1 pseudogene is annotated in these 390 nt (G+C 80.8%); it reads right to left on the bottom strand.

What is annotated here, in order from left to right:
• Window positions 1–122: 122 nt before the first annotated feature.
• Window positions 123–390: pseudogene (locus ABD308_RS37170) on the bottom strand (hypothetical protein); the annotation flags it as partial.

The following is a 390-nucleotide window of genomic DNA, read 5'->3' as shown; positions in this document are numbered from 1 at the left end:
GGTGGCCGGCTCGGCGGGGGCTTCGGCGGCGGCGCTGCGGGCGGCGCGTTCGAGGAGGTCGGCGGTGCGGGTCGCGAAGTCCAGGACGCGGGTGTGGGTCGGGGCTGCGGGGCGGGTCGGCGTCATGAGGGTTCTCCCGTGGCGGGGTCGGTGCGGTCGCCGGAATCGGTGGAGGGGTCCTTCGGCGGCTCTGCGGGCGGGGCGGGGACGGGCGGCGAAGCGGGGGCGGGCGGCGGGGCGGGCGGCAGCGGCTCGGGGTCGTCGTCGAAGTCGCCGAACATGCCGGACAGGTCGGCCTGTCGCGGGTCGACCGCCCGGCTCCGCCAGCGCGGCGCCGCGTCCGGGCCCGGATGGGAGCCCTGACCCGGCACGGCGGCACCGGGCGCGGCG

Origin of the sequence: Kitasatospora putterlickiae, assembly GCF_039527695.1 — a bacterium.
GTDB lineage: Bacteria > Actinomycetota > Actinomycetes > Streptomycetales > Streptomycetaceae > Kitasatospora > Kitasatospora putterlickiae.
This window is presented reverse-complemented; position numbering and strand designations above follow the sequence as displayed.